Source organism: Oceanobacillus rekensis, assembly GCF_002153375.1.
GTDB lineage: Bacteria > Bacillota > Bacilli > Bacillales > Amphibacillaceae > Oceanobacillus > Oceanobacillus rekensis.
The window spans coordinates 462965-482435 of record NZ_MTBQ01000001.1; the positions used below are offsets into that span (position 1 = coordinate 462965).

The window sequence follows — 19471 nt, forward strand, 5'->3', positions numbered from 1 at the left end:
CTCTATATCATTGGTAAACTCTAGTTGGAATGGAATAAAAGCTAACAATATAATTAAATAAAGAAAAGTGACAGAGGCAGTGACCATCCAATTAACATTAAAAACGTTTAAAATAAAGGGAATAACAAGTATTAGTACACCAAAAATACCAGATTTTTGTTGCTTTTCGCTTTAATTTATTGTCTTTTAGCACAATGGGGACATTTCTTTAATCCATTAATTACAAATAATAATTCTCTCCAATAAATACATACTGACAAGACCAGCATATAGGTAATTCCATCGAGAAAATCCCTCCTTGGGCTTATTGAACTTAGCTCTCTTTAGCTTAACCAAGAACCTAAAAAGAATGGTAATATGAATAGCAACATCGAACTAAAAATTAATGAATTTGAAACAGCTTTTGAAAGTTTCATTCTGTCTTTTCCCTTATACCAACTTGAGAATTGTAACTTATTTCTATACAAAACAAAAAGTAGTACTAAAACAGCTATTGCACCAAGCCACGAATAAGTTTCAGTTATTTCATTGATTGTATAAATATTTTCTATAATCGCCCAGCCTAATGCACCAAGTATTCCAAAAATAAATATGATGCGGAGTAATTCTAATAACATCCTCATTCTAATTTCACCATCTTATATAATTTCTAATTGTTTCTCTTCTCTATTACTTTAAGTAATTACTTGATACGTAAATAGCAAAACCAGTTGGTCCGGTAATTTTTATATACTAAAGGTCCCGATCATCTTATTTACAACCTTCAAGCTTATTGGAATAAAATCATCAGTATGCTTTTCTAACACAGTTAAAGTTTTTGGATGTGGTCTTGTATAAATAATAGGGTAATCTTTTTCGTCAAATTCCTCTTGTATGGTGAAAGCTAATTGTTCTTCTTCAGTTGAAAATTGAGCATCAATTCCCTCTTTATTTCCGCGAGCATCTAACCTTATCCATTTATTAAGAGATTGAATATAAACGGCATTCAAAGCGTGAATACAATATCCTTTCTCTGGCGTATCAAACAACATCAATCGCTGATAACAGAAACCTGTTGGAATCCCTAGAGGACGCAATAGAGATGCTAATAGATTTGATTTTGCATAGCAAATTCCTTCTTTATAATTTAATACATCTGATGCATTTCAAGTGACACGTTTCCCCTGAATATCCCAAGAGTGAGAAATTTCATCACGCACAAATTCAAAAGCTACTTTTGCTTTTTCAACCTCTTTTGACTTGGGTTGAAAAGTTCTTCAATTTTTCCTTTAATTATTAAATTAGAATAATTAATTTCATTTAATTCAAGTAAATAATCTTCATATTGGTCAGACTCACAAACCATTTTCATTAACTTCATCCCCCCCTATATTACTAATTTGTAAAACATTTAAAAGTTAGTATTATTATACAATATAATGAAACGGGATTATAGATATTGTTGTAAACTAAGCTCCGTTAAAATAAGCACATTATTTAACACAAATTATATTTATATTTAGCAACATTATCATATTCATTTATGCCAATTTATTAAATATTACATTCAACAGAAGAAATACACACGCAATTTTTTTCCGAAATACCATCTTTTTTAAGGTATTATTTGATTATTTATACCCTTGAAATGTACCCATTATCATATGATTCTCCTTTTTCACTGTAAATAGTGACAGATTCCTCTTACTATTGATAAAATGAAAATAGAATATACGGAGAATTGGTGGTACCGATGTTTAAAATTTTATTAATTGAAGACGATACAACACTTTTTACGGAAATGAAGGAAAGATTGTCGCAATGGTCCTATGAGGTTTATGGTATCAACGACTTTGCCAGGGCAATGGATGATTTTGCGGCAGTAGAACCAGATATGGTTATTATTGATATTCAATTACCCCAGTTCGATGGGTTTCATTGGTGCCGGATCATCCGCTCGCATTCCACGGTTCCGATTATTTTTCTCTCGTCACGGGACCACCCTACCGATATGGTTATGTCGATGCAGCTTGGGGCCGATGATTTTATCCAGAAGCCGTTTCATTTCGAGGTATTAATTGCCAAGATTCAAGCTGTTTTTCGGAGGGTCTATAATTACAGCATGGAGAGACCTGTGACTTTAAAGATATGGAATGGAGCGACAATCAATTACGTAAAAGGAACAGTGGAAAATGAAAAAGATACGATTGAGCTAACTAAAAATGAAATGTACATATTAAAACTTTTAGTAGAAAATAAAAATACTATTATAAGCAGAGAGGAAATCATTAAAAATTTATGGGATGACGAACGATTTGTCAGTGATAATACATTAACCGTGAACGTGAACAGACTACGTAAACGTTTGGATGACCTAGGCCTGGGAAATCAGATCGAGACAAAAATCGGACAAGGCTATATGGCAAGGGATGGCAGTAAATGATTAAAAATTTCTTATTGGAGCGACTTCCGTGGATTCTCTTGTTCTGTTTTTTAAATCTACTATTGCTTTTTATTGGTTATGTTGACCCGTCTATCCCATTTACCTCTTTTTTGTATATCGTTTTTTTATCAGTTGTTATTTTCATTCTTTTTCTCATCATCCGCTATCAGAAAGAGATTTCTTTCTATAAAAGCTTAGAGGAATTACATCCAAGTTTGGAATTAGAGAGTTTGTTAGGGAGCAATACACCCTATGAAAAGATAATCAGACAAGCGTTCGAGCGGCAGAGCTTATTTCTGAAACAGGAAACAAATATGCATACAACCCAAGTCGAGCAAGAGCGCGATGAATTATTATCGTGGATACATGAAGTAAAAACCCCATTAACGACAATGCAACTAATGATTGACCGTGTGGACAATGAAGCATTGAGGGCTCAGCTGCAATACGAGTGGCTTCGCATTCATTTACTGCTGGACCAACAGCTGCATCAACGGCGAATCCTGTCAATAGAAAATGATTTATACATTGAAAGGCTCTCCCTGGAGTCAATAATTTACAGTGAAATTAAAGCATTACAATCTTGGTGCTTTCAAAAGGGCACTGGTTTTAATGTCACTTTAGTAACGAAGGAAGTACTTTCTGACGGGAAATGGCTTGGTTTTATTATTCGCCAGTTATTAACCAATGCAGTAAAATATAGCGAAAATACGGATATTATCATTTCCAGTACAGAGCATCAAGGAATGGTACGACTAACTATTCAGGATTATGGACGTGGAATCGATCCGAGAGATATGCCACGACTTTTTGATAAAGGATTTACATCGACGACCAATCATAAAAATCATGGTGCAACAGGTATGGGGCTTTACTTAGCCAAAAAGGCAGCAAAGAGTTTGGAAGTACAACTTACTGTTCAATCGATACTGAATGAAGGCACAACATTTTTATTAACCTTTGCAAGAAAAAATGATTTCGTGAAGCTAACAAGCATGTGACAAGTTTGTCACATGCTTTTGTTTTTTGTTCGCTGAATCGAAGGAAGTAGATGGAAACTTCAATTATGATAGGGATTAGAAAGGAAGATGATGATATGCCGATATTAGAAGCACATAAAATTCATAAAAGCTATGGTAATAAATTTAACCGCCAAGAAGTTTTGAAAGGAATCGATATTCAAGTTGACAAGGGTGAGTTAGTTGGAATTATGGGTGCATCTGGATCAGGAAAAACGACGTTATTAAATGTTCTGTCCTCCATCGACAGTGTAAGTCAAGGCAAGATTAGAATTGAAGGCAAGGAATTTACCAATATGAAAGACAAGCAGCTTGCTGAATTTCGAAAGCATCATTTAGGTTTTATTTTTCAGGATTATAATTTACTAGATACATTAACGGTAAAAGAAAATATTATGCTGCCATTAACGATTAAGAAGGTTCCAAGAATTCATGCACAAAAGTTATTTGAGAGTGTTGCCAAGGACTTAGGGATTTACGAGGTAAAAGACAAGTATCCAAATGAGATCTCTGGCGGACAAAAGCAACGGACATCAGCTGCACGCGCATTTGTGCATGAGCCAAGTATTATTTTTGCCGATGAACCAACGGGTGCACTCGACTCGAAGGCTGCATCGGATTTGCTGAATAAGTTAAGTGATTTGAATCAAAGGCGAGAAGCAACCATTGTGATGGTTACCCATGATCCACTTGCAGCAAGTTACTGTAATCGCGTTATTTTTATCAAAGATGGGCAAATTTTTACTCAGCTTCATAAGGGCGAAGAAACAAGGCAAACCTTTTTCAATGACATTATTAAGACACAAGGAGTATTAGGAGGGGTGAATGATGAGCATTAATCAACTCATCCTTCGTAATTTGAAAAAAAACCTGAAAAATTATTATCTGTATGTATTTGCGCTAATATTCAGTGTCGCCTTGTACTTTGCCTTTGTGACCTTACAATATGACCCGGCGATGGATGAGGCAGAAGGTTCGATTAAGGGTGCCGCCGCGATTCGTGCTGGATCGGTTTTGTTAATTGCAATTGTTACGGTGTTTCTCGTTTATGCCAATAATTTATTTATTAAGCGTCGAAGCAAGGAAATTGGCTTGTTTCAATTAGTTGGGATGACAAAACATAAAATTTTTGGAATTCTTAGCATTGAAAATATCATTCTATACTTTAGTTCCATGTTGGTCGGGATTTTCCTTGGTTTTGCATCATCAAAATTAATTATGATGATTTTAATCAAAATTATCGGTATTGAAGAAGTGGCAGAGCTACGTTTTTCTAATGAGGCATTTGTACAGACAATCGTTGTTTTTGCAGTGATTTATATTATCATTATGATCATGAATGGCCTTTTTATTCGCAGACAACGAATTCTATCTCTATTTCAAGTGTCATCCACAACGGAGGAAAAACAAATTCGTGTAACGAAATGGCAAATCGTGGTTGGAATATTTGGTCTTGGATTGATTGCGTTTGGCTATTATTTATCAACGGAATTATTTTCTGGAAACATTGTGACAATGGGTGCATTATTTCTTACAATGATTACGATTCTCGCATCAGTTATTATTGGGACATATTTATTTTATAAAGGATCCATTAGCTTCCTGTTTAATCTGATTCGCAATAGAAATAACGGCTATCTGTCCATTAATAACGTACTGTCCCTTTCATCGATTATGTTTCGGATGAAATCCAATGCTTTGCTTTTAACGGTAATTACAGTCTTATCAGCACTTGCAATTGGATTGTTGTCTTTAACCTATATTTCTTACTTCTCAGCTGAAAAAACAGCTGAGGAGAATATCGTTTATGACTATTCAATTCCTAACTTAAATAACGCTGCCCTCTTCACAGAGGCTTTAGAAGTCGCTGATATTGACTATACGGAAACAACGCTGGATATTGTGAATGTTTCTGCAAACCTCTCCAATATCATACAAGAGATGGAGGGAGTAGAATTAGAATTTGATGTATCGATGACTAATATGGTTATTGCATCTGATGGTTGGGTAGAAAATCTAGACCTAGCTGAATCTGATACTGTCTTTGTGAACACGAATGAAGCAATGATGCAATTTATCAGACTGAAGGAATCAGGAGAGATCCTATTATCCGGGGAGACAACATCGTTTGAATTAAATTATCTAGGCCATGAAGATGTACGAGTGCTTCCATTTAGATTTGCGAACGGTGGTTTCCCAGTTGCCGTCGTCGATGAAACTGTTTATCAACAATTAAAAGCGAATTTAGACCCTGAGTCTCAAGGTGAATTTAGGCAGCATGTTGGAATTGATATTGAAAATCTAGATGACCTACAAGAGGCTGAAGCCATTTTCCAAGCGTCAGGTATTGGAAGTTGGACAGCACATGAATCCCAGTTACAAGTTATTAACAACCAAAAGCAAAGTATGGGGATGATGATGTTTATTGCAGGCTTCCTTGGATTGACCTTTTTAATTACCTCTGGATGTATTCTGTACTTTAAACAAATGGATGAGGGTGAAGAAGAAAAAGCCAGCTATACGATTTTACGAAAATTGGGCTTTACGAGAGAAGATTTATTAAATGGGATAAAGGTTAAGCAAGTGTTTAACTTCGGGATTCCATTGATTGTTGGCATTAGCCATGGTTATTTCGCTGTTAAATCAGGCTGGTTCTTTTTCGGTACCGAGTTAGTGTACCCTATGATGATTGTTATTGTATTGTATGCTTTGCTATACTCCATCTTTGGTATTTTATCGGTGCTGTATTATAAGAAAATCATTAAAGAAGCACTTTAGATAAAACTTGGGATTATTTTTTATTGTATTTAATTTAATTTAGATTTAAGTAAAACATTGATAATAGATAAAACCACACATTTAGAATGTCTAATATGTGTGGTCTTATTTTCATCCTTATTGATATCTCTTAATCAGTTCAACAAATGTATCGACGAATGATTGTAAAAATTGAACCGTTCCTTCATTATTAATTTTTCCATTTGCATCCAATAAGTCTTGAGAATTGGCAAGATAAACTTCAGGTTGTTGAACAACAGGCATGTTTAAAAATGCTAGAGATTGACGTAAATGATGGTTGGCACCAAATCCACTTAAATTACTGATGGAATGACTAATAATAGCTGCCGGTTTCCCATCCCATACACTTTCACCATATGGTCTAGAACCGATATCCAGTGCATTTTTAAGTGCAGCTGGTACACTACGGTTATGTTCAGGCGTTACAAATAAAACAGCTTCAATTCCTTTCATTCGTTTACGGAATGTATCATATTCTGCTGGATTATTTTCATCGTAATCCTGATTATATATAGGGAGATTACCAATTTCAACAAACTCTGTTTCATATCCTTCAGGGAATAATGTTGCTACATTGTCAGCAATCTTTTGAGAAAAAGCTTCTTTTCTTAGACTTCCGACTATGATACCGATTTTCGCCATATTTTATCTACCCCTTTCTCTTTGTTTTTCTAACGTTTCATTATCCATAATAGTGTTTTGCCTTACACTTTATTTCTACCCTCTTATTATTTTTTTAATCTACTGAATGACCAATAAACAAGATTGTCATTTCCTTAAACAAAAAGTAAATATAACTTATTTAGAGTGTTTATTATTTTCTTCTTGCCCCAATTTAATCGTTTTAATATTATTGATGAAATAATAATGTTTATAAAGGCCGAGCACAATCAAAATAATTTGTACGATAAGAATGTCTACATAAAAAACTGAAAACAAGATAAAGAAATCTGCTATTAAGTTGATACGGATTTTCTCTTTACGTGTCATGCCTCTATTTTGGCGAAATCCTTCTACATATTTTTCATATATTACGGTATTTTTGAACCAATTATCGATCCGCTTGGAACCTTTCGCAAAGCAAAAAGATGCAATTAAAATAAACGGGCCGCCTGGCAGCACAGGTAACACAATACCCGCAATACCTATTCCAAGAGATATAAATCCAAGGGTAAAGAATAGAATATTTTTCATATGTTCAATCCTTTAATCTAATTTTCTATTCGAATAGATGGTGGATATGCCTGCACGATTAGTTTAAAGAGTACAGTTAACTAAATGAATTAATTATTTCTGAAAGAAATCTTCTATCGCCTTTTTGAATCTTATGGGGTCTCACCAAACCTATGCCCATTAACATCGGAAATATAGTATTCCCCATTAGACAACTGTATAGAATTAGCTCTTCTATCGTCTCTTCGAAAAAAATAGTATAGTTGGTACTATCTATCGTTGTTAGTTGTTAGTTGTTAGTTGTTAGCTCCCAACTTGCACCTATTCCTATACCAACACTATCAGATATTCCTACAACATAGAATCCTTCATCGTTTTCTTTTAACTTACCAACAAAATAAGCATGCTTACTCTCTTTGTCGCCATTAGTTTTTCGTCTTTTGTTGTTATAATTAAGTCAATGATTCCTGTTATTACCTCATCTTCAACAAAGTTTTTAAAAGCTTCCTCTCCAGCATTTTCATCAAGAACTTTTACCGTTATCTTCAATTTATATACTTATTTTACCACAAGTATTATTCCTTTATAAGAATTCACTAAATATTACAATCAACAATAAAAATACACACGCCATTCCGAAGTGAAATAACGTGTGTCATTATTTATTTAGATTTCTGAAGGATGCCAATTACAGAAAAAGTTGCTAGGTTTTTGTCCAGTTAAGTCGGACTACCTCTTTAGGGACTCGTCCTATTTACCTACAAACGCCTGTTATGTCCATCAATTTTCACTATTTTACTGACCTGCTTAATCCGTTCGATGATTCTTCCTGCTTTTACCTTTTCAATGCCATTCTTCGTTACAGCAAACTGGTCTTCCAGTTGGTCCAAATCATAATTCGAAGTAAAGAAAACTGGAAGACCTTCCATCATCCGATATTGCAGAACAGAACCAAGAATTTCGTCCCGGAACCATGCAGATTGCAGTTCCGCACCAATATCATCCAACATCAGAACATCAGCTTTTTTAAAAAAGTCAACCTTTTCATTAAAAGAATCGTCCTTAAACGATCCTTTAATTTCCCTAACAAACTCAGGCATATAGATCAGTGTAGATGATATATTGATTTTTTTAAGTTCATTTGCTAGAGCACCTAAAAGATAGGTTTTTCCAACACCAAATTGCCCGTGGAAATAGATACCCTTTTTTGGAAGTTCTATTTTAGCCTGATCTACAAATGCCATAAGATCGTTATTGGCGGCCAGCCTTGGTGTCTCTACCGATAATTCCAAGAAACTTGCCTGAAGTATTTCTTTTGGCATGTATAGACTTTGAATTAATTTCTGCTTTTCCTGGTCCTTCTCATGCATAATTCTACTATGGCATTTTTCATAGGTCAGACTTATTTCATTGTTTTCCACATTAAGCACTGGAGAGTAACCTGGAACCATGTTTTTACATGCTGGATAGGATTCACATTGATTACATTGCTTTGACTGTGTTTTGTACTCATAAAACTTCATAAGCGCCTTATTTATTTCTGCTTGAGGGAGTTGCGGATATAGCGATAGAAATTCATTGATTTCCGGATCATTCAAGACTTCTTGTTTTATTTTAAGATAGTTTTCTTTAAAATTATTATTTGTTTGCATCCATGATTTTAATGCAGACTGTATAGGTTTCATTTATCATCATCCTAACACATGACTAGATTAGTTTCCATTTGAATATTGTCTCAGCCTTGCTGCAACCTCTTCTTGCTCCTTCGTCATAATTGTATTATTAGCAACTGCAGGTTGTTTCACCTGCTTATGCTTTTTCTCTTTAAACCAATCCGGAACAATTTCCTTGGAAACTTGTTTTCGATTATAGGTTGACTTTCGCGACATATCTTTTTGAAAACGTTCCTGCTCTTTTTTCGCAAACACCATTGCTTCTTTTGCTGTTTTTATATTTGCTCGCGACCAGTGGCTAGCAATTTTATCAAGATATGCCTTTGACAACTTCATATTCGTCTGTAAAAGTACATAGTGGATCAAAACATTCATGACAGGTGATGGTAACCCTTGCGTTGTCATCACTTCGCGTATTGCCTTCATATCTTGTTCAGATGCATGGTTACCACTCGATAAATCCTCTAGAAGCTGCTTTGGTGATATTGTCTCCAATTCCTGGATTAGCATTTCTTCTTTTGTCGTTGGTGTTTCTTTTATTTCCTTTTTGACAGGCTGGGCGACCTCTGTCAGTCTGATTGGTTTATTATTATTTTTGGCCTTAAACAAATCATGGCAGGCTACTTTAAATTCTTCTGTATCCAATAAGTTTTCATCCGTTAATGCCCATAATACCGACTTATCGATTTCGTATGTTTCTAGTTCATAAAGTACCATCATTTGATAAATCAATTTACGATTATTAGAAGTTAATACTTTCCTTACCGGAATCATACGCTGTTTCAGCATCTGCTCCATCCAAGTGAAATCCATATTAATTTCCTCTGAAGATGATTCCTGTTTCGGTATTCCATCCAAAGCTTCTGCGGATGGTGCAAATGTCTGAAAAATCTCACTAAAAACAGCTGTTATATTCTCTCCATTATCATCAGCAGCCGTTTGTAGATAGTGATTTTTTAATAGGCGGTATTTCTGATCCCCAATATGGTGGTATAATAATTGGGAAAGCATGGCATCCTTAAAGAAATTGTCAGGAGCAAATGGACTCTGTAGTTCGTATGTATACAGATCACTAGACTCCCAGTTTTGCTTATAAGTTTTTAATAAACCTATGCCCTCCAGTTTTCTTCTGGACTCATAGATTTCATTCAACGGCAGATTTAGGTAGTTCATTAATGTATGATGGGTCTGGGGTGAATAATCCTGCTGTAAGTCCTTATCATGCAAAAGCGTCTGATAAAGAGCTACAGCATAAATCCCTATCAATGGCTGATATAAATGTGTCAGTGATTTGGCGTAATCGACAGGCAAATATTCTTTTTGTGTCACAATATAGCCGTCCACCGGCAAAATTTGACCAATATAGTTCATGTTTGTCACACCTTTTTGTAGAAGATAGAGATTAGAGGATGTTCAAAAAGTCCGGTATAAAGGATACCTCGAATTTTGGACCTTTTTATCCTCCTATTTGAACACGTACATATGTTATTTTTTATCTTTGTCTGTGTTGATAATATCTTTCAGCTCGTCCAAAAAAACGGTGATGTCTTTAAACTGACGATAAACGGAAGCAAATCTAACGTAGGATACTTCATCGACCTTGGATAATCGTTCCATCACCAGTTCACCAATATCAATACTAGAAACTTCGGATGAACCTTGATTACGCAATTCTCTTTCCACATCAAGTGCAAGTGATTCAATGGTTTCAAGCGCTACTGGCCTTTTTTCACACGCTCTAATTAATCCCCTTGTCAGTTTTTCCCTTGAAAATTCCTGTCTTACACCATCCTTTTTCACAACAATTAATGGGACTTCTTCCATCCGTTCAAACGTTGTAAAACGAAAGCCGCATTTTTCACATTCTCTGCGTCTACGGATTGAACTCCCTTCTTCTATCGGACGGGAATCCAGTACTTTCGTATTCTTATTATGGCAATTGGAACATCGCATGTTAGTTCATCCCCATTCTTTCTAGCTTTCATCGTTACCTATTTTTATCATTTATCCCGCCTAAACGGGAAGTAAGACCCCCACTTCGAGATTTCAAGTAGTCCGTGGAAGGTAAGTGGGGGAAGAAGGGACCCCACTGAATAAAGTTTCACTTTATCAATGGCAATTCCCTATTTACTTGTGAATAAAGCTGATTGATGAGTTTCGTACTATAACCAAAATCAATTGGTAGTAATGATTCAGTCGTTACTGAAAAGTCAATCGCTGTATTGTATGGCCGAACCATGATAACCGTTGCCACAATAAAAGCCTTTTTCCCTTTTTTGTACACGACACTCAATTCACCATGTTCAGCGGAAATGGCATTTATTTCGAATTCCGCACTATTTTTAAAGTTATTTTCTAGCATTGCCATTGCTTTATCTTTACTAGTTTTATAATAATGGGTTCTTAAAGTTTCATCCCAATGTTTTTCCCCGGTTTCTGCATGTTTGTTAAAATATTTTTTAAGCATATTGCCTATCGACATTTTTCGCACCCCAACCTGCATCTTATTTCATACATATCTATTAATATATTCTAACACGTTTTACGTAAATCCTCTAGTTGGTAAAAATTAAATGCGCCAATTTCGATGCTTCATCGAAATTGGCGCATGGGTTAGTATCTATTATTAGAGGATGTTTAAAAATTCCGGTAAAAATGGCACATCGAAATTCTTCGCCACTTTGAACTTCCCTGTCCTTTTTATCCTCCTTTTTGAATACAGATTATTATGAGATATTTGCTGTTGGTTGAAATAAATAGTTTCCTACATGTTTTGTCAGGTCAAGTACACGTTTAGAATAGCCCCATTCATTATCATACCATGCAATGACTTTCAGTTTATTACCTTCCATTACAATGGTGGATAAACCATCAACAATAGCAGAAAATTCGGTTGTAGTGTAATCAATTGAAACTAATGGATCCTCTGAATAATCAATGATTCCTCTAAGTTCATTTTCTGAAGCTTCCTTAAAAGCTTGATTTACATCTTCAATGGTAACTGACTTTTCTACATCAACAACTAAATCGACAAGTGATACGTTCGGTGTAGGCACACGTAATGCCATTCCATGAAGCTTTCCTTGCAAATGTGGCAATACTTCGCTTAAAGCCTTTGCTGCGCCTGTCGTCGTTGGTATAATGGATTGGGTACAACCACGTGCTCGACGTAAATCTTTATGCGGATTATCCAAATTTTTCTGGTCATTCGTGAATGCATGTACGGTAGTCATCAGCCCGTTAACAATTGAAAAATTATCATCCAGTACTTTTACAATTGGTGCAAGACAATTCGTGGTACATGAAGCGTTCGAAATCACATTGTCCTTCTCAGGGATATAGGCAGCATCATTTACTCCCATAACAATTGTTTTATCCACTTGTTTACCCGGCGCCGTAATCACAACTTTCTTTGCTCCAGCTTCTAGATGTAAACCAGCAGATTCTTTTGTCGTAAATTTACCTGTTGCTTCAATAACAACGTCAATATCAAATTCTTTCCATGGAAGATTTTCAGGTTCTCTCGAGTTGACTAGTTTTACCTTTTTTTGGTTAACTTCAATTCCATCCTGAAGCGCTTTCACTTCACCGTCAAAAATACCATGCACACTATCATATTTTATTAGATGTGCAAGCGTCTCAGGAGGATAGCTTGCATTAATTGCGACTACTTCTAATTGATTATCTGTAATTGCTTGACGGAACACCATACGTCCAATCCGTCCAAATCCAGTTATGGCCACACGAGTTTTGTTCATAAGAAACTTAATCCTCCTATATAGGTTATACTTTTACTTCTGTTTATGTTAATTAGTATAACACATTGTGTTCGAAATGTGTTCCATATTTATCATAAATTTATATATCTTTTTGAAATGGACATAATTATGGGTTTTTTCATAGAAAAGGACCAGACAAATGATCCATTTCCATTGTCCAGTCCTTTACTTTACGGGCTTACGCTTTTTATTTTAAAATATATTCCACTCTATTAACAGTTTTTCCAATTGCTCGTAGGAATTTGATTTCGATCCATTATTATCGATGACTGCATCCGCAAGCTTTACCTTATCTCTCAGTGGCATTTGAGACTGAATTCGCTGGATTGCTTCTTCCTCTGAATAATTATCCCGTTTCATTAGTCTGCTAAGTTGTACAGATTCGTCAACAAATACAACGATGGTCCGATCCACGAAATCGGTCAGTTTGCTTTCAAATAATAAGGGAATGTCCAGCACTACACACTTTGCACCTGATTTCAAATGCTCATCCCTCTGTAGCAGCATGTTTTCACGAACGGCTGGATGTACAATACTGTTTAAAAGTTCTCTCTTCGGTTTATCTGCAAAAATAATAGCACCAAGTGCTGGTCTATCCAATGTACTGTCAGCTCGTAAAATTGATTCACCAAAAGCTTCCACAATTTTCTCATAGGCTTGCTTCCCCGGTTCAACAACTTCCCTTGCAATCTTATCGGCGTCCACTACTGGAATATTGAAATCATCAAACATGAGTGATACAGTACTTTTTCCACTCGCAATACTACCGGTTAATCCAATACTTAGGGACATACCTTTACACCTCTTTTAACTTTTTTGGCATGTTGGGCATACATGTGTTCCACGCCCAGCTACTTTCATTTTCGTTATTTCGGTACCGCATTTTTTGCATGCTTTATTCTCTTGACCATAAACATATAATTCCTGCTGAAACATTCCCATATCACCTTGACTGTTTACATAAGATCTAATGGTCGTTCCCCCAGCCCTTACAGCCTCTTCCAGGGTGGCTATCGCCTGTTCCTGAATGACTTTGACTTCTTTTTTTGTCAGTTTACTTGCCCGTTTCAATGGATGAACACCAGCTTTGAATAAAGTTTCATCGACGTAAATATTTCCAAGTCCTGTAACGATTGTCTGGTCCAATAATGCTGCTTTAATGAAACGATCTGTCTTTTTCAGCTTTTGGTAAAAATAATCAAACGTAAAAGTATCGTCGAAAGGATCTGGTCCGAGCTGGTTTAATGGTTTATTTATAAATTCCTGGCCTTTTTCATAAACATGCATCGTTCCAAATTTCCTAACATCGTTATAACGAAGCTCTTCCCCATTTGTAAATGTAAAAATGACATGTGTATGTTTTTTCACTGGTTCCAAGGATGGATGTACACTGTATTTCCCTTCCATTCGCAGATGGGAAATCAGCACATAATCATCCAGATAAAACAGGAGGAACTTCCCTTTCCTGGATAGTTCTTGAATGCTTTGCCCTTTAAGCAGTACCTTAAAATGTTCTGTGTCATCAGGTTCTTTAATGATGTTCGGCCAATACACTTCTACTTTTTCAATTTTTTTATTCAGGACAAATTGCTTTAATGTATTTTTAATTGTTTCTACTTCTGGTAATTCGGGCATGGTGTCTATTTCTCCTTATTTTGCATCGAACCAGCTTGTACCATATTCATAATCTACTTTTAATGGCACATTTAATTCTATGGTGTTTTCCATCATTTCCGGTACGATTTTTTTCAAGATGTCCAGTTCTTCTTTTGGTGCTTCAAGAATCAGTTCATCATGAACTTGAAGCAGCACTCTTGCCTGAAGTTTTTCATCTTTCAATTTCCAATGTAAATCAATCATTGCTTTTTTAATAATGTCCGCGGCACTTCCCTGAATCGGTGTGTTCATCGCGGTGCGCTCTGCAAAACTTCGCACATTGAAATTGCGACTTGTTATTTCAGGTAAATACCTGCGTCTGTTCATAATTGTTGTTACAAAGCCTTTATGCTTCGCTTCTTGAACGATATCTTCCATATACTGTTTTACCCCTGGGTAACTTGCGAAATAGCGCTCGATAAAGTTTTTGGCTTCTTTTCTTGTAATATCAAGGCTTTGAGAAAGTCCATAATCGCTGATACCATACACAATACCAAAGTTCACTGCTTTTGCTTGTCGTCTCATATTGGATGTAACTTGATCCTTATCCACATGGAAAACATCCATCGCTGTTTTCGTATGTATATCCAAATCGTTTTTGAAAGCAGCAACTAATTGTTCATCATTTGCGATGTGTGCAAGTACTCGTAATTCGATTTGCGAGTAATCGGCTGCGAAAATGATCCAGTCATCTTCTGCTGGAACAAATGCTTCTCTGATTTTCCTTCCTTCCTCTATCCGAATCGGAATGTTTTGCAGGTTAGGATCAGTTGAGCTTAATCTGCCTGTTTGTGTAAGTGCTTGATTGAATCTGGTATGAATTTTATTTGTGTCTTTTCGAACCACTTTTAATAGCCCTTCAATATACGTCGACTGCAGCTTCCCAAGCTGACGATATAAAAGTAGTTTAGGAATAATTTCGTGTTCACTTTGTAATTGTTCCAGAACATTCGCTGCAGTGGAATAGCCCGTTTTCGTTTTCTTAATTGCTGGCAAAGCTAATTTTTCAAATAATATGGGACCAAGCTGTTTAGGTGAGTTTATATTAAATGTTTCCCCTGCGAGTTCATAAATTTCTTCCTCCAGTGTACTTAAACGGCCTTTTAACCCCACACCCATTTCTTCTAATTTGCTTATATCCACTCGAACACCTAGATGTTCCATTTCTCCCAGAATTAGGGCTAGCGGCATTTCCAACTCTTTCAGTAATTCATATTGTTCATTTTTATTTAGTAAATCTTCCATTTCATCTTTTAATACAAATAATGTAGTTGTTTTACGGACGACATGTTCTGCAAGTTCGGCTAATTCTGGGACTTTCATTTTTGCTCCCTTACCGTAAACCTCTTCATCAAATAAAACATCTTTTTTGCCCATTCTATTTCCAATGGCTGGAATGTCATGATTATTCTCAGCTGGGTTAAGTAAATAGGATGCAAGGAACATATCAAAAGCTATTCCCTGGATATGGATATTGTTCCTTAATAAGGCAACCATTGTTTTTTTCGCATCGAAAACATTTTTCGGCTTTGTAATGTCCTCAGCCCATGTCTTAAAAGCATCAGATTGGAGTGCAATTTCAGTAGAAATGAAATATGCCCCCTCTTCATTGACGACTCCAAATCCGTCAATGTCTGACAAATGGTAATTTTCACCAATCATTTCAACGACAAGTGATTCATTGCCGGTAAACATGCTATCTGTCACTTCTTCTACAATGGTAAATGAAATCTCACTCATTTCCGTTCTTTCTTCCTCCACTTCCACGCCATCAGAAATACGGTTCAGAAGGGAGAGAAAACCTAAATCTTTAAATGCTGTACTAAGTTTTGGCTGTTCAAAACCATCGTAGGTGATATCATCAATGGAAATTTCAATCGGGGAATCACGATTAATTGTAACTAATTCCTTACTCATAAATGCATCTTTTTTATGGTTTGTCAGGTTTTCCTTTAATTTTTTCCCGTTCACTTCTTCAAGATGTTCATATACTTCTTGCAATGTATTATACTGCTTAATAAGTTTGGTTGCTGTTTTTAGGCCGACTCCTGGAACTCCTGGAATATTATCCGAGCTATCCCCCATCAATGCTTTTAAATCAATAATTTGTTCAGGAGTTATTTCCATTTTCTCAACCATATAATCAGGAGTATATTTCTCGATGTCACTAATTCCCTTTTTCGTCACATGAACGGTGACGTAATCAGATACAAGCTGAAGCATGTCTTTATCACCGGAAATAATGGTTACTTGAAAGTCTTCATGATTTCCTTGCTTTGACAATGTGCCAATAATATCATCTGCCTCATATTGATCCAGTTGATAATGTTTGATATCAAACGCATCAAGCAGTTCCTTCATAACAGGAAACTGTTCGGAAAGCTCAGAAGGTGTCTTCTGACGACCACCTTTATATTCCTTGTACGTTGAATGGCGAAAAGTCGTTTTTCCAGCATCAAATGCTACAAGTAAATGGGTAGGTTTCTCCTCTTCCAAAATTCGTAATAGCATTGTCGTAAATCCGTAAACTGCATTTGTATAAACACCTTTATCATTATTCAAAAGTGGCAAAGCAAAAAACGCACGATAAATAATACTGTTGCCATCAATTAATACTAGTTTTTTTGACATTCGGTTATCCTCCTGTATAAATGATTCCTTAACTCATTTTAGCATTCTCTACTAGGAAAAGAAAAAATAATGGTATGTTAGATTTGAATAAAACATATCTACCCGCAAAAAAACATCCCCTACTACTAGAGGATGTTTATTTTGGCAAATATACATGAATGGTCGTACCTTTATTTACTTCACTTTCCACATCGATTTTCCCACCATGTACTTCAATTATATGCTTGACGATTGCCAACCCAAGACCAGTACCACCAGTGTTCCTGCTGCGTGCTTTATCAACCCGATAAAAACGCTCAAAAATTCTCGGTATTACCTTTTCTTCCATTCCGATTCCAGTATCTGCAATCTTAATATGGATAAAGTCCTTTATATGACCGAGATAGAATTCGACACTGCCATTTTCAGAAGTATAGTGGATTGCATTATCCAATAAATTAACAATTACTTGTTTCAACCGTTCTTTGTCAGCTTTTATTGTTAATGCTTCATCTACATCGATAGAAAAATTAAGTCCTTTTTGCTCTGCATGATGTTTGAATGCAGGTACTATTTCATTAATTAATTCGAAAGCCTTAAACTTATTTAAGATGAGATGATAATTTTCTCTCTCAAGCCTTGATAATGATAATAAATCTTCAATTAAAAGTTGCAGACGATGGCTTTCATTATGAATGATAGTTAGGAATTCTTTCGTCGTATCCGCATCATTTAAACCGGATTCTAATAATGTCTCGGAAAAACCTTTAATGGATGTAACAGGGGTTCTTAGCTCGTGGGAAACATTGGCCACAAAGTCTTTGCGTGTTTTCTCCAATTTCTTTAATTCGGTTATATCATAAAGAACCAATACTGCACCTTTTAACATGTTCCGTTCATTGAATATAGGCGCACCAATAATTTCAAGATGTAATTTATTCAATCCAGATCCATGGATAAAGGATCCCTTCATATTACGTTCATATAGAAACGTATTTTGTACCGTTTGATGAAATTTTTCTTCTTCCAGAACATCGTAGTACAGATAACCTTTATAGTCCCTTTCCGTTTTACCGAACATCGATAAAAATTTCCGATTAACTAGATGAATATATCCCTTTTCATCAATTAGTACCAGTGCACTTTGCATGTTGTCAATAATAGTCGTTAATTGCTCAGACTGTCTCTGTTCTTGCAAGGTAATCTCACTCATATTCCTTGCCAGCGAGTTGATTTTCAAACTAAGTTCCTCAATCTCTTCGCTTACCGAACTATGAAATCTGACATTATAATTACCTTTCGTAATTTCGTCAATTGTGCTAGTTGCCTTATGAAGAGGTTTTACATATTTATTAAATAGCAAAGACAGCATGATAAGTAAAATAAATGCTTCAATCAATAATAGACCAACTAATATTAACGGATGGGCTTCTGACTTCCATACAATTACTCCAACAGCAAGCAAACTTAAAATTATTACCGATACATATGGTAATAATGTCTTGGAGAATAAATCTTTCATTAAACGGGCTCCTCTATTTTATAACCAAGTCCTCTTACTGTTTTAATATAGATTGGTTTTTTTGAGTTCGGTTCAATTTTATCTCGCAAGTGGCTTATATGTACATCAACAATTCTAGTGTCTCCAACAAAATCGTAGTCCCAAACACTGCTAAGTAGCTGGTCTCTTGAAATAACCTTTCCCTTATTTTTGGCAAGATGATATAACAGCTCAAATTCTTTTCTTGTGAATGTAATTGTTTTGGTATTCATCTCTGCTTCATAACGTTCCGGGAAGATAACAAGATTACCAACCTTCAATAAATTAAAATTTGGTTCTGTAGATATTGTAGTTCTTCTTAAAATGGCTTTAATTCTGGCCACCACTTCCTTTGGGCTGAATGGTTTCGTTAAATAATCATCTGCACCCATTTCTAATCCCAGAATCTTATCAAACTCTTCATCTTTTGCTGTCAGCATCAGGATCGGCGTATCCATTTTATTCATTCGTAAATGTTTACAAACTTCCATTCCATCCATTTCCGGAAGCATTAAATCGAGCACAATCAAATCATACTCATTCGTTTCACATTTTCGAATGGCTTCCAAACCATCATATGCAACATCCGTCTCGTAACCTGCTTTCTTAATATTATAATTTAATAGAGTTATAATTGGTTTTTCATCATCTACAATTAAAATTTTTTGACTCACAAGTAAAAACCCCCATATTCAGCACCTAATTTTTCTATTCTATTATTATCTTATCATTATTACCACCAAAGGTATAACAAATATAGAAATATTAAATAAACTTAACATCCGGTACCAGTCACTCCC

General features: G+C 35.5%; 18 protein-coding genes and 1 pseudogene. 4 read left to right on the forward strand and 15 right to left on the reverse strand.

Annotated elements, in window-relative coordinates; genetic code table 11:
- Nucleotides 1-323: 323 nt before the first annotated feature.
- Together BV906_RS02420 and BV906_RS02425 are read right to left on the reverse strand one after the other, a co-directional pair.
- Complete coding sequence (locus tag BV906_RS02420; protein WP_087971872.1) at nucleotides 324-623, reverse strand: hypothetical protein; 300 nt, start codon at nucleotides 621-623, stop codon at nucleotides 324-326.
- 102 nt (nucleotides 624-725) lie between these two features.
- Nucleotides 726-1351, reverse strand: a pseudogene (locus BV906_RS02425) (transglutaminase-like domain-containing protein).
- 381 nt (nucleotides 1352-1732) lie between these two features.
- On the opposite strand from BV906_RS02425, the gene BV906_RS02430 reads away from it, so the two are divergent.
- From BV906_RS02430 to BV906_RS02445, 4 genes are all read left to right on the forward strand, one after another.
- A complete protein-coding gene (locus BV906_RS02430; RefSeq protein WP_087971873.1) occupies nucleotides 1733-2422 on the forward strand; it encodes a response regulator transcription factor in 690 nt (229 codons plus the stop codon).
- A complete protein-coding gene (locus BV906_RS02435) occupies nucleotides 2419-3423 on the forward strand; it encodes a sensor histidine kinase (RefSeq protein WP_087971874.1) in 1005 nt (334 codons plus the stop codon). The genes BV906_RS02430 and BV906_RS02435 overlap by 4 nt, the downstream gene beginning before the upstream one ends.
- A 95-nt stretch (nucleotides 3424-3518) precedes the next feature.
- Nucleotides 3519-4280 carry an ABC transporter ATP-binding protein gene (locus BV906_RS02440; RefSeq protein WP_087972157.1) on the forward strand — a complete coding sequence of 254 codons (762 nt, stop codon included), beginning with the start codon at nucleotides 3519-3521 and terminating at the stop codon, nucleotides 4278-4280.
- Nucleotides 4270-6219, forward strand: a complete 1950-nt coding sequence (locus BV906_RS02445; RefSeq protein ID WP_087971875.1) for an FtsX-like permease family protein — start codon at nucleotides 4270-4272, stop codon at nucleotides 6217-6219. The genes BV906_RS02440 and BV906_RS02445 overlap by 11 nt, the downstream gene beginning before the upstream one ends.
- Before the next feature lie 117 nt (nucleotides 6220-6336).
- Here the strand turns inward: BV906_RS02445 and BV906_RS02450 are convergent, their stop codons facing one another.
- The 13 genes from BV906_RS02450 to BV906_RS02505 all read right to left on the reverse strand — a co-directional run bounded on the left by BV906_RS02450 (nucleotide 6337) and on the right by BV906_RS02505 (nucleotide 19345).
- Nucleotides 6337-6882 (reverse strand): NADPH-dependent FMN reductase, encoded by a 546-nt coding sequence (locus BV906_RS02450; RefSeq protein ID WP_087971876.1) that lies wholly within the window; start codon nucleotides 6880-6882, stop codon nucleotides 6337-6339.
- Between the two features lie 156 nt (nucleotides 6883-7038).
- Nucleotides 7039-7434 (reverse strand): YbaN family protein, encoded by a 396-nt coding sequence (locus BV906_RS02455; protein ID WP_087971877.1) that lies wholly within the window; start codon nucleotides 7432-7434, stop codon nucleotides 7039-7041.
- Nucleotides 7435-7794: 360 nt separating this feature from the next.
- Nucleotides 7795-7962 (reverse strand): hypothetical protein, encoded by a 168-nt coding sequence (locus BV906_RS19310; protein ID WP_176330244.1) that lies wholly within the window; start codon nucleotides 7960-7962, stop codon nucleotides 7795-7797.
- Nucleotides 7963-8171: 209 nt separating this feature from the next.
- On the reverse strand, nucleotides 8172-9098 hold the full coding sequence (dnaI, locus tag BV906_RS02460) for a primosomal protein DnaI (RefSeq protein ID WP_087971878.1): 927 nt from the start codon (nucleotides 9096-9098) through the stop codon (nucleotides 8172-8174).
- Nucleotides 9099-9125: 27 nt separating this feature from the next.
- Nucleotides 9126-10457: a replication initiation and membrane attachment family protein gene (locus BV906_RS02465; RefSeq protein ID WP_087971879.1), complete on the reverse strand. Its 1332-nt coding sequence runs from the start codon at nucleotides 10455-10457 to the stop codon at nucleotides 9126-9128.
- A gap of 114 nt (nucleotides 10458-10571) precedes the next feature.
- The gene (gene nrdR / locus BV906_RS02470) at nucleotides 10572-11039 is read right to left on the reverse strand and encodes a transcriptional regulator NrdR (protein ID WP_087971880.1); all 468 of its coding nucleotides are present in this window, start codon (nucleotides 11037-11039) and stop codon (nucleotides 10572-10574) included.
- A gap of 148 nt (nucleotides 11040-11187) precedes the next feature.
- On the reverse strand, nucleotides 11188-11568 hold the full coding sequence (locus tag BV906_RS02475; RefSeq protein WP_087971881.1) for a cytosolic protein: 381 nt from the start codon (nucleotides 11566-11568) through the stop codon (nucleotides 11188-11190).
- A 244-nt stretch (nucleotides 11569-11812) separates the two neighbouring features.
- On the reverse strand, nucleotides 11813-12844 hold the full coding sequence (locus BV906_RS02480) for a glyceraldehyde-3-phosphate dehydrogenase (protein WP_087971882.1): 1032 nt from the start codon (nucleotides 12842-12844) through the stop codon (nucleotides 11813-11815).
- A gap of 213 nt (nucleotides 12845-13057) precedes the next feature.
- Entirely contained in the window at nucleotides 13058-13657 is a 600-nt protein-coding gene (gene coaE / locus BV906_RS02485; protein WP_087971883.1) for a dephospho-CoA kinase, read from the reverse strand.
- A gap of 15 nt (nucleotides 13658-13672) precedes the next feature.
- Nucleotides 13673-14500 carry a DNA-formamidopyrimidine glycosylase gene (mutM, locus tag BV906_RS02490; protein ID WP_087971884.1) on the reverse strand — a complete coding sequence of 276 codons (828 nt, stop codon included), beginning with the start codon at nucleotides 14498-14500 and terminating at the stop codon, nucleotides 13673-13675.
- 15 nt (nucleotides 14501-14515) lie between these two features.
- Nucleotides 14516-17152, reverse strand: a complete 2637-nt coding sequence (gene polA, locus BV906_RS02495; RefSeq protein ID WP_087971885.1) for a DNA polymerase I — start codon at nucleotides 17150-17152, stop codon at nucleotides 14516-14518.
- Between the two features lie 136 nt (nucleotides 17153-17288).
- Complete coding sequence (gene pnpS / locus BV906_RS02500; protein ID WP_087971886.1) at nucleotides 17289-18653, reverse strand: two-component system histidine kinase PnpS; 1365 nt, start codon at nucleotides 18651-18653, stop codon at nucleotides 17289-17291.
- On the reverse strand, nucleotides 18653-19345 hold the full coding sequence (locus BV906_RS02505) for a response regulator transcription factor (protein ID WP_087971887.1): 693 nt from the start codon (nucleotides 19343-19345) through the stop codon (nucleotides 18653-18655). The genes pnpS and BV906_RS02505 overlap by 1 nt, the downstream gene beginning before the upstream one ends.
- Nucleotides 19346-19471 lie beyond the last annotated feature (126 nt).